Annotated in this window: 6 protein-coding genes; 2 read left to right on the plus strand and 4 right to left on the minus strand. The window is 42.7% G+C overall.

What is annotated here, in order from left to right; all coding sequences use genetic code 11:
* Positions 1-646 precede the first annotated feature (646 nt).
* Positions 647-1,807 (plus strand): nucleotidyltransferase family protein, encoded by a 1,161-nt coding sequence (locus EWV68_RS10800; RefSeq protein ID WP_061432229.1) that lies wholly within the window; start codon positions 647-649, stop codon positions 1,805-1,807.
* Between the two features lie 146 nt (positions 1,808-1,953).
* On the plus strand, positions 1,954-3,192 hold the full coding sequence (locus tag EWV68_RS10805) for a glycosyltransferase family protein (RefSeq protein WP_287169767.1): 1,239 nt from the start codon (positions 1,954-1,956) through the stop codon (positions 3,190-3,192).
* A gap of 12 nt (positions 3,193-3,204) precedes the next feature.
* Here the strand turns inward: EWV68_RS10805 and dnaG are convergent, their stop codons facing one another.
* From dnaG to EWV68_RS10825, 4 genes are all read right to left on the minus strand, one after another.
* The gene (gene dnaG, locus EWV68_RS10810; protein ID WP_061432228.1) at positions 3,205-5,085 is read right to left on the minus strand and encodes a DNA primase; all 1,881 of its coding nucleotides are present in this window, start codon (positions 5,083-5,085) and stop codon (positions 3,205-3,207) included.
* A 536-nt stretch (positions 5,086-5,621) separates the two neighbouring features.
* Positions 5,622-6,761 carry a beta-ketoacyl-ACP synthase gene (locus EWV68_RS10815; RefSeq protein WP_287169764.1) on the minus strand — a complete coding sequence of 380 codons (1,140 nt, stop codon included), beginning with the start codon at positions 6,759-6,761 and terminating at the stop codon, positions 5,622-5,624.
* A 280-nt stretch (positions 6,762-7,041) separates the two neighbouring features.
* The gene (locus tag EWV68_RS10820; protein ID WP_287169766.1) at positions 7,042-7,779 is read right to left on the minus strand and encodes a peptidylprolyl isomerase; all 738 of its coding nucleotides are present in this window, start codon (positions 7,777-7,779) and stop codon (positions 7,042-7,044) included.
* 28 nt (positions 7,780-7,807) lie between these two features.
* Positions 7,808-8,374, minus strand: coding sequence for a photosystem I assembly protein Ycf4 (locus EWV68_RS10825; RefSeq protein ID WP_061432225.1), 567 nt, complete (start codon positions 8,372-8,374; stop codon positions 7,808-7,810).
* Positions 8,375-8,487 lie beyond the last annotated feature (113 nt).

Below are 8,487 nucleotides of genomic sequence, written 5' to 3' on the forward strand. Positions count from 1 at the left end.
CTGAACAAAACCCCCTACTATCTGTTGTCAAGGTTCAGTTTTTAGCTTGGTTATCGCTTTTTCCATTGTAGCTTAAAGCCGTCCTAAAAGGACGGGGTTTTAACCCAAATTTTCGATAAAAGATTTTGTTAACAAAGTGTTGGTCGAGGAAATCTCCTTGATCTACATTGATGAAGAGGGAGTAATTTTAAATAATTAACAAGGCGCTCCGTCCCTCAAAATTCGATTTTTCGAGGTAGCCTAGACATAACGCCTTGGTTATTGGCTAAAATTAAACTTTTTTTGCCCATCAATTTAAAAACTTGCGTTTTTTTGATCATCTTAGCCTAGAGGACTGAGTAGTATGAGTTACAGCAAAGTTGATTTGTTAATTTTGTCCATCAGTGTAATCTGGGTTAAATCTCTCACTTTTTCCCGTTATCAATTACTCAAGGGGTAGCTCGATCAATTGGACTTATTGAGAAAATCTTCGCACTAATTGAGAGTAAACCAAGGTTTGATCAGGGTTTCAGGCGGTGCAATGCTGAAGTAAATCTATTTTTCGAGGTACCCCCAAGAGGATCGATAACCACTGATTCCGAGCCAGTAATGATACACTAGGCATGATTTAATTACAAACCTCGATCGCAAAAGGAAATAAACATCGATGAAAGCCATGATTTTGGCGGCAGGCAAAGGAACTCGTGTCCGTCCGATTACCCATACGATTCCCAAACCCCTGATCCCGATTTTACAAAAGCCGGTGATGGAGTTTTTATTGGAACTGTTGCGACAGCATGGCTTTGATCAGATCATGGTCAATGTTAGTCATTTAGCCGAAGAAATTGAGAGTTATTTCCGCGATGGTCAGCGTTTTGGGGTGCATATCGGCTATTCTTTCGAGGGTAGAATCGAAGAGGGCGAGTTAATCGGTGATGCCCTAGGATCGGCGGGCGGTTTACGACGAATTCAAGATTTTAATCCCTTTTTTGACGATACTTTTGTGGTTCTCTGTGGTGATGCGCTGATCGATCTTGATTTAACCGCAGCCGTTAAATGGCATCGGGAAAAGGGAGCGATCGCCACTATTGTCACCAAAACCGTCCCCAGAGAGGAAGTATCCAGTTATGGGGTGGTAGTTAGCGACGAGGAGGGACGGATTCTCAGTTTCCAAGAAAAACCGGCCATCGATGAAGCTTTAAGTACCTGCATTAACACGGGTATCTATATTTTTGAGCCAGAAATCATTGATTTTATTCCCCCTAATAGTAAATACGACATCGGGGGCGAGTTGTTCCCCCAATTAGTCGCTAAAGCTGCGCCTTTCTACGCTTTAAACATGGATTTTGAATGGGTGGATATCGGTAAAGTCCCCGACTACTGGCAGGCAATTCGCGGGGTGTTATCCAGGAAAATTAAAAATGTTGCTATCCCCGGCATCGAAGTCAAACCGGGCATCTACACGGGCTTAAATGTGGGGGTAAACTGGGATCGAGTCGATATCACCGGACCTGTGTATATCGGGGCAATGACGCGCATTGAAGACGGGGCGAAAATTGTCGGTCCGAGTATGATTGGCCCAAATTGTTGGATTTGTGGCGGCGCAACAGTGGATAATAGCGTTATTTTTGAATATTCTCGCCTCGGTTCAGGGGCGCGTTTGGTGGATAAGTTGGTCTTTGGGCGCTACTGTGTTGATAAAACCGGCGCGGCGATCGATGTGGAAGCGGCAGCCTTGGATTGGTTGATTACCGATACCCGCAAGGTTCCCCCAGAATTTGATCACCCTAAACATCAGGCAATTCGTTCTTTATTCAATGGCAAGTAGGCAACACCGCAACGGGGAACTTTTTACTTGATAAGTACCTAAGCAAAATTAATTACACATATCTAACCACTCCTTGCATGAGTGCCTTTTGCCTTTTGCCTTTTGCCTATCCTAACCAAGACATTAATTTTGCACGACTACTTATCATGTTTGATTCTCCTGTTGATCTTCTCATTCTCTCTAATGGCCCAGGAGAAATATCTACATGGGTGCGTCCAGTTGTCAAGAGATTGCGACAAAACTTAACAGAAGATCGATCGCTGTTGCGGATTTCGGTGATTCTTTCCCCTTGTACTCATTCTATGGGGGCGGAAACGGAAGTAGTTAGGAAATATCCGGAGGTCGATCGAGTCCAGTCGCCAGAAAACTTCTTTAATTTTCTTTTCTGGGGAAAAACCGCCGATAATTGGGATTGGCACCCCAAGGGCATCGTTTTATTTTTAGGGGGCGATCAATTTTTTGCCCTCACCATCGGTAAACGTTTGGGTTATCGCACCGTTATCTATGCGGAATGGGAAGCGCGTTGGTATCGGGGGATCGATCGCTTTGCCGTGATGAATACAAGTGTATTAAATAATATTCCCCAACAATATCAGCATAAATTTACCGTTATCGGCGATTTAATGGTGGATTTGCCCAATGCTATCACCCCTGATGACGCTACCTTAATTGCACTTCTCCCTGGTTCCAAACCCTCGAAATTAGCTCAGGGTGTACCCCTAACCCTAGCCATTGCCGAAAAGATACACGCGCAGGATCCCCGGACTAAATTCTTAATTCCCGTCGCTCCTACCCTAAATTTAGCTTATTTGGCGAAATTTGCCGATCCTAGCTCTAATCCGATGATCACTAAAACCGGTTGGAGTGCTGCCAAATTAAAAAACGGCGAAAAACCCTATCTAGAAACAGATAAGGGGGTAAAAGTTGACCTAATTACCGATTTTCCCGCCCATAACCAGCTTTCTCGCTGTCATTTAGCTTTAACGACGGTGGGTGCTAATACTGCCGAATTAGGGGCGCTGGCAATCCCGATGATTATTTTACTACCGACTCAGCAACTAGACGCGATGAGAACTTGGGACGGTTTACCCGGTTTATTAGCCCAACTGCCGGGGGTGGGTTCTTTATTTGCTAAGATAATTAATCTCTATATGTTGCGGAAAAAGCGTTTATATGCTTGGCCAAATATTTGGGCCGGTGCCGAAATTGTTCCGGAATTATTGGGGGAATTACAACCAGAAGAAGTGGCAAATATGGCTAGTTCTTGGTTAGAAAATCCCCAACAATTAGAGGCTATCCGGCAAAAATTGCGGGCAGTGCGCGGACAAGCAGGAGCAGTGGATAAGTTAGTATCTATTATTGCTGAACAACTGTCTAGTTTCTAATCAATTAGAGAATTAAGCTTGTTGGTAGAGGGGATCAATTTCGATTAATTTATTAACAGTTTGATAAAATTCCTGCTGATAAAATTCCCTTTGATTGCTGTCGCCAGAATTAATTAATTGTTCTTGACAGTAGCGACGATATTCCATTAAACTAATTTTTTCCATAGCTATAATAGCATCTTTGATCTGTTCTTCTGGCTGCAAAATTTCCTGACTGGTATGTTCATTTAAGTGAAATAAAGAATTAAAATCACGGTTTTTGTCTGTGGTGATCATCAATAAATGATTCTGTAAAGCTGACATCAAATCTCTTGGTTTAGTAATTTGGGTTTCTAACTCTAGAATTACTTGCCATAACCAACGATAATCCGGGAGATTAAAAATTAAATCTTTTTCATCCAAAGATTCTAAAATTCTTTCCCGATATTCAGGATAATGGAGATAGATTAATAATAATAACCATTCGGCTTTTTCCGAGCTATTTTTTTCGGATTTATCTAAAATATTTTTCCTCTTGATTGCCAGAGATTTTCCCTGAGGTTTATTAACCTGCTTTGAGAGATTTTTTAAAATATAAGGCAAACGAGTGGCATCTTTTTGAGCCAAAATTTCAGCACAATAATCTAGATAAAAAGTGCGTTGATTGCTATCGATTAACTTTTGCAGTAAACTCACCATACTATTGGCTACTTGTTGAAAATGTAGTCCCTGTTTTAAATCTTTATTAACCAACATTTGCGAGATTTGCCAATCAATCCAAAAAGGAGATTTTTCGATTAGTTCTCGATAACTATTCACCCCGTCAGCACGAGATTTAAGAAATTCATCGGCATCTTTACCATCGGGAAGATTGAGGATTTTTAGGTTAACTTGTCCTGAATAAACTAGGGAGTTAATTTCCTCGATCGCCCTTTGTGTCGCTTTAATTCCCGCTTGATCAGCATCAAAATTAAAGATTATTTGTTTACTTTCACTGTAGCGCAAAAGTAATTTAATTTGCTCTTGACTTAAAGCTGTTCCTAAACAGGCAACCACATTACTAATACCAGTAGCATGGAGAGCGATTGCGTCAAAATAACCCTCGACAACTATCGCTAAATCTTGCTGAATAATTGCCTGTTTAGCTCGATCGAGAGCAAAGAGAGTTTTTCCCTTTTCAAATAGAGGAGTATCGGGAGAATTTAGATACTTTGGCTGCTCATTACCTAAAGTGCGACTACCAAAAGCGATCGCTCGTCCTTGACTATCAAAAATAGGAATCATTAAACGATCTCGAAATTGATCGTAATAACCACTACCATTTTGACGCGCTTTAATTAATCCCGCTTGTTCCACTAAAGCCACAGGATAGCGCTTTTGTTCCACTAAATAACGATAGAGAGTTTCCCAACCTTCCGGAGAATATCCCAGTTGAAAATTAGCGATAGTTTCTGCGGTTAGTTGTCGTTGTACCTTAAGATAATCTAACGCTTTTTCCCCTTGAGGTTGACTAAGGGCGTGTTGATAAAAACTCACCGCCACGGCCATTATTTCGTATAATTGTTCCTTGAGGGATAATTTCTGTTCTAATTCCTGACGCTGTTCTACTGCCAGAGTTTTAATCGGGATTTGATACCTTCTAGCAAGATCGAAAACCACTTCACTAAAAGATTGTTTCCCCACTTCCATAAGAAATTTAATCCCGTTTCCCCCCGCACCACAGCCAAAACAGTAATACATTTGTTTGGCAGGACTAACCGTAAAACTGGGGGATTTTTCCTCGTGAAAAGGACATAAACCGACGTATTCCCGTCCCCTTTTTTTGAGGACGACTCTCTCGGAAATTAAATCCACAATATCAATTCTTTGTTTAACTTCTTCGATCGTGTCCGGATGTAGTCGCGGTGTATCCATAATCAGTTATCAGTTATCAGTTATCAGTTATCAGTTATCAGTTATCAGTTATCAGTTATCAGTTATCAGTTATCAGGAGATTTGCTTTTATAGTCATTTCAATTAAGATTGAGAATATCAATCCCAGAGTTCATAAGAATTTTGTCGGTCTAGACTAGACCTCGACCTAATATTATCTCAAGACCAAAAGTCTTTCTAGTTAAGGAATCTACCCGAATAAAAATTATTTTAATTGCCTCATATTTTTTCAGTGAAATTGAATTAACAACGATAGATATAAGTACCTAAGCAAAATTAATTACACATATCTAACCACCTCTTGCCTCTTGCCTCTTGCCTCTTGCCTATCTTTACTAGGAAATTAATTTTGCACGACTACTTACATTTCAGCCATCGAACTACTTAATTAGTATATAGGCTAAAAGCAAGCTGTGACTGGGTTATAATTTTTGAAGATGTCTACTGTATCAGACTTATCTGAAATGACTATATTTATTCTCCCCGTCTCCCCGTCTCCCCAATTCATAATTCATAATTCATAATTCATAATTCCCACTCCTTCTCCCCCATCTCCGCACTGCGATGGCGGCATTTTGTCCTCCGAAACCGAAACTAAGACAGAGACAATTGTGCAGGGAAAAATTAACAGCCGATCTAATTAAATTTAATTGAAAAGGTGACTCGCGCACACCGACACAGGGGGGAATTAGCTGATTTTTCAGGGCCATTAAACAAAAAGCCACGCCTAATGCCCCCGAAGCCCCTAAAGTGTGTCCTGTTGCCCCTTTTGTCGAGCTTACAGCCACTTGCGAGCCAAAAATGCTGGCGATCAGGTTTGCCTCCCGTTCATCGTTTAAACGCGTGCTAGTGCCGTGGGCGTGAATGTAATTAATTTCATCTTTTCTTAATTGACTTCTGTGCAAACATAGTTCTATGGCTTTGGTAGCACTACGATTATTCACCGCCGGGGCGCTGACATGATCGGCATCGCAGGTAAAACCATAGCCCAAAATTTGCCCGTAGATGGGGGCATTTCTGCTTAAAGCCAGTTCTTCGGATTCAAGGACGAAAATCGCCCCAGCTTCGCCCAAAACCAAGCCCTCCCTAGCTCTATCAAAAGGATAACAGCCCGTTTTCGCCAAAGCTCCCATCTGTTCAAATCCCACCAAAGTTAAGGGAGTGATCGGGGTTTCGAGCGCCCCGGCTAAAACTCGATCGCATTCTCCCATAGTAATTAATTCTACAGCCTGTGCGAGCGACCAGATGCCCGTGGCACAGGCCGCCATGGGTGCTAACACTGGGGCGCCGGTTTCTATCAATCTAGCGGTCAATACCGAGGCGCGATCGGGTAAACTATCTAACCAGTTTTCTACTATTCCCGTCGCTACCATCCGTTCCCATAAACCCTGACAACCACGACTAGAACCGATAGTGACACCACAATCCTTTAAGGGAGGGGTTAACTTCGCGTCTTCAAGGGCAGCAATCAGGGCAATTTTGGTTAAATCCTCTAAAAATGCCGGTTTGTGACCGATTAAACCCAGGGGTAACGCGGGTAAATCAGAAAAGGGTTGTTGTCTAGTTATACCAGTTTTGCCCTCTAGTAATCTTTGCCAACTCTGACTTAAATTTCCCAGAGAACTGATCAACCCAATTCCCGTCACCACAACATTCATTGATCAGTTATCAGTTATCAGTTATCAGTTATCAGTTATCAGTTATCAGTTAGGTTCTTCGGTTTGTGTTATGCAATGGACGGGAGTTATAAGGGGTGAAACCCTTATATAGAAAGACATGGCTGCGATTTTTGCCAATTGTTTTCAATCTAGAACGAGCTAATCAATTAATCGAACCATACCAAGTAACGAAGAACCATCAGTTATCGGAATATTAAATGATTGGGTGGGTGACGACGAAGATTAACTTATCGTCGCCCGGTTCCACCCTAACCGATCGCTATTTTTTCAGATTTTCTGCACCGGAGATAACTTTGGCCGAGTCAATTTTATCCCCTTGCTTGATCGTATCGACCACTTCCATTCCCTCAGTTACATAACCAAAAACGGCATAATCACCATCGAGGAAATTGATATCCGACAGGGCAAAATAAAACTGAGAAGAAGCGGAATTAGGTTGTTGAGAACGGGCCATTGCGATCGCACCGCGTTTATGGGGTAAAGCGACGATGGGAGTGCGGGCCGTGGCCTGTTGACCGATTGCTTGCCCATAAATCGGCTCTTTTTCGTCTTTGAGGAGAATTTCCAGGGGAACATAACGGGATTGCTTGGTTTTCGGATCGACAAAACCACCAGTTCCGCGACCTTGGGGATCACCCCCTTGGGCGACAAAAGGCTGCGGTTCTGTAACCACGCGATGGAAAGTTAAACCATTATAAAAACCTCTCTCCACCAGATCCACAAAGTTACCGGCAGTAATTGGGGCCGCATTGCCATCAATTTCGATCGTTACTGGTTTACCTTTGATGATCATCTCGACCACGGCAGTTCCATCTAAGCGGGGTTTGTAATTATCCATGTTGACACTGCCCGAACTGGCAGGTTGAGAGGTTTGGGTGATACTAGAATTATCGGGGGTGGAATTAGCTTCCGGGGAAGAACAGCCGAAAAGTGTCGTCGTTGTGATTAAAAAAACACAAACCACAGACAGCCAGCCAGATTTTCTTATCTTCATCATTTTATAGCCAAAAAGAGCGAAAAAAGGCCTACAATCCCTCTAGAGGAATTTCCAGAAAACGAGCGAGTTCCGCTCCTTGATTTTCCAATTCCGAGAGGGACATAGGATCGCCGACGCGAGTTAAAGGGATATCGCGACGCTGTTTAATCCGCAGGAATAGTTCCCGTTTCGGGTTGAGTCCTTCTCGCACTTCGGCCCGCACAGCTTGCACATCTTCGAGAGGCCAATCGAGATCAATGCGACGATTTTTGCCGGGGTAGCCCCAACGAAAGATTTTAACTTTGCCGGTTTCCTTGTTAAACTCGTTGTAACCACCTCCGACATTCCAGAGGAGAGATAACCAGAGATAGATGGCTAAAAGAGTCCCCGCAGTACCGTAAAAGAGGAGGGCGACTCCTTGGGGAATAAATTGTAAGGAACTGGTATCGCTAACGAGAAGTAGATTGACCTTCAAATAACTGGAAAGACCGGCGAGGAGAAACCCTAGACCGCCAATAGAGACGATTACAGCCCAAAAATAGTTACTAGGGCGACGGGAACCCACTACTTCTTGCCGTAGGATCAGGCTATCTTTACTTGTTGTTTGCGCTTTCATCGAAAATTTGGGTCTGAAACCCCGTCGTTCTACGACGGCTTTACTGTTAAATATTAGCACATTTACGAAATATATGCTAAAATGTGAGGTATGGAAAAAGCCTATTCGTTTCG

It is taken from the genome of Microcystis sp. M_QC_C_20170808_M9Col (assembly GCF_007095495.1).
Classification (GTDB): domain Bacteria; phylum Cyanobacteriota; class Cyanobacteriia; order Cyanobacteriales; family Microcystaceae; genus Microcystis; species Microcystis aeruginosa.

What these genes read in the sequence shown, in the direction of transcription:
- EWV68_RS10800 (WP_061432229.1), top strand. Translation starts at nt 647, where the DNA reads ATGAAAGCCATGATTTTGGCGGCAGGCAAAGGAACTCGTGTCCGTCCG.
- EWV68_RS10805 (WP_287169767.1), top strand. Translation starts at nt 1,954, where the DNA reads ATGTTTGATTCTCCTGTTGATCTTCTCATTCTCTCTAATGGCCCAGGA.
- dnaG (WP_061432228.1), bottom strand. Translation starts at nt 5,085, where the DNA reads ATGGATACACCGCGACTACATCCGGACACGATCGAAGAAGTTAAACAA.
- EWV68_RS10815 (WP_287169764.1), bottom strand. Translation starts at nt 6,761, where the DNA reads ATGAATGTTGTGGTGACGGGAATTGGGTTGATCAGTTCTCTGGGAAAT.
- EWV68_RS10820 (WP_287169766.1), bottom strand. Translation starts at nt 7,779, where the DNA reads ATGATGAAGATAAGAAAATCTGGCTGGCTGTCTGTGGTTTGTGTTTTT.
- EWV68_RS10825 (WP_061432225.1), bottom strand. Translation starts at nt 8,374, where the DNA reads ATGAAAGCGCAAACAACAAGTAAAGATAGCCTGATCCTACGGCAAGAA.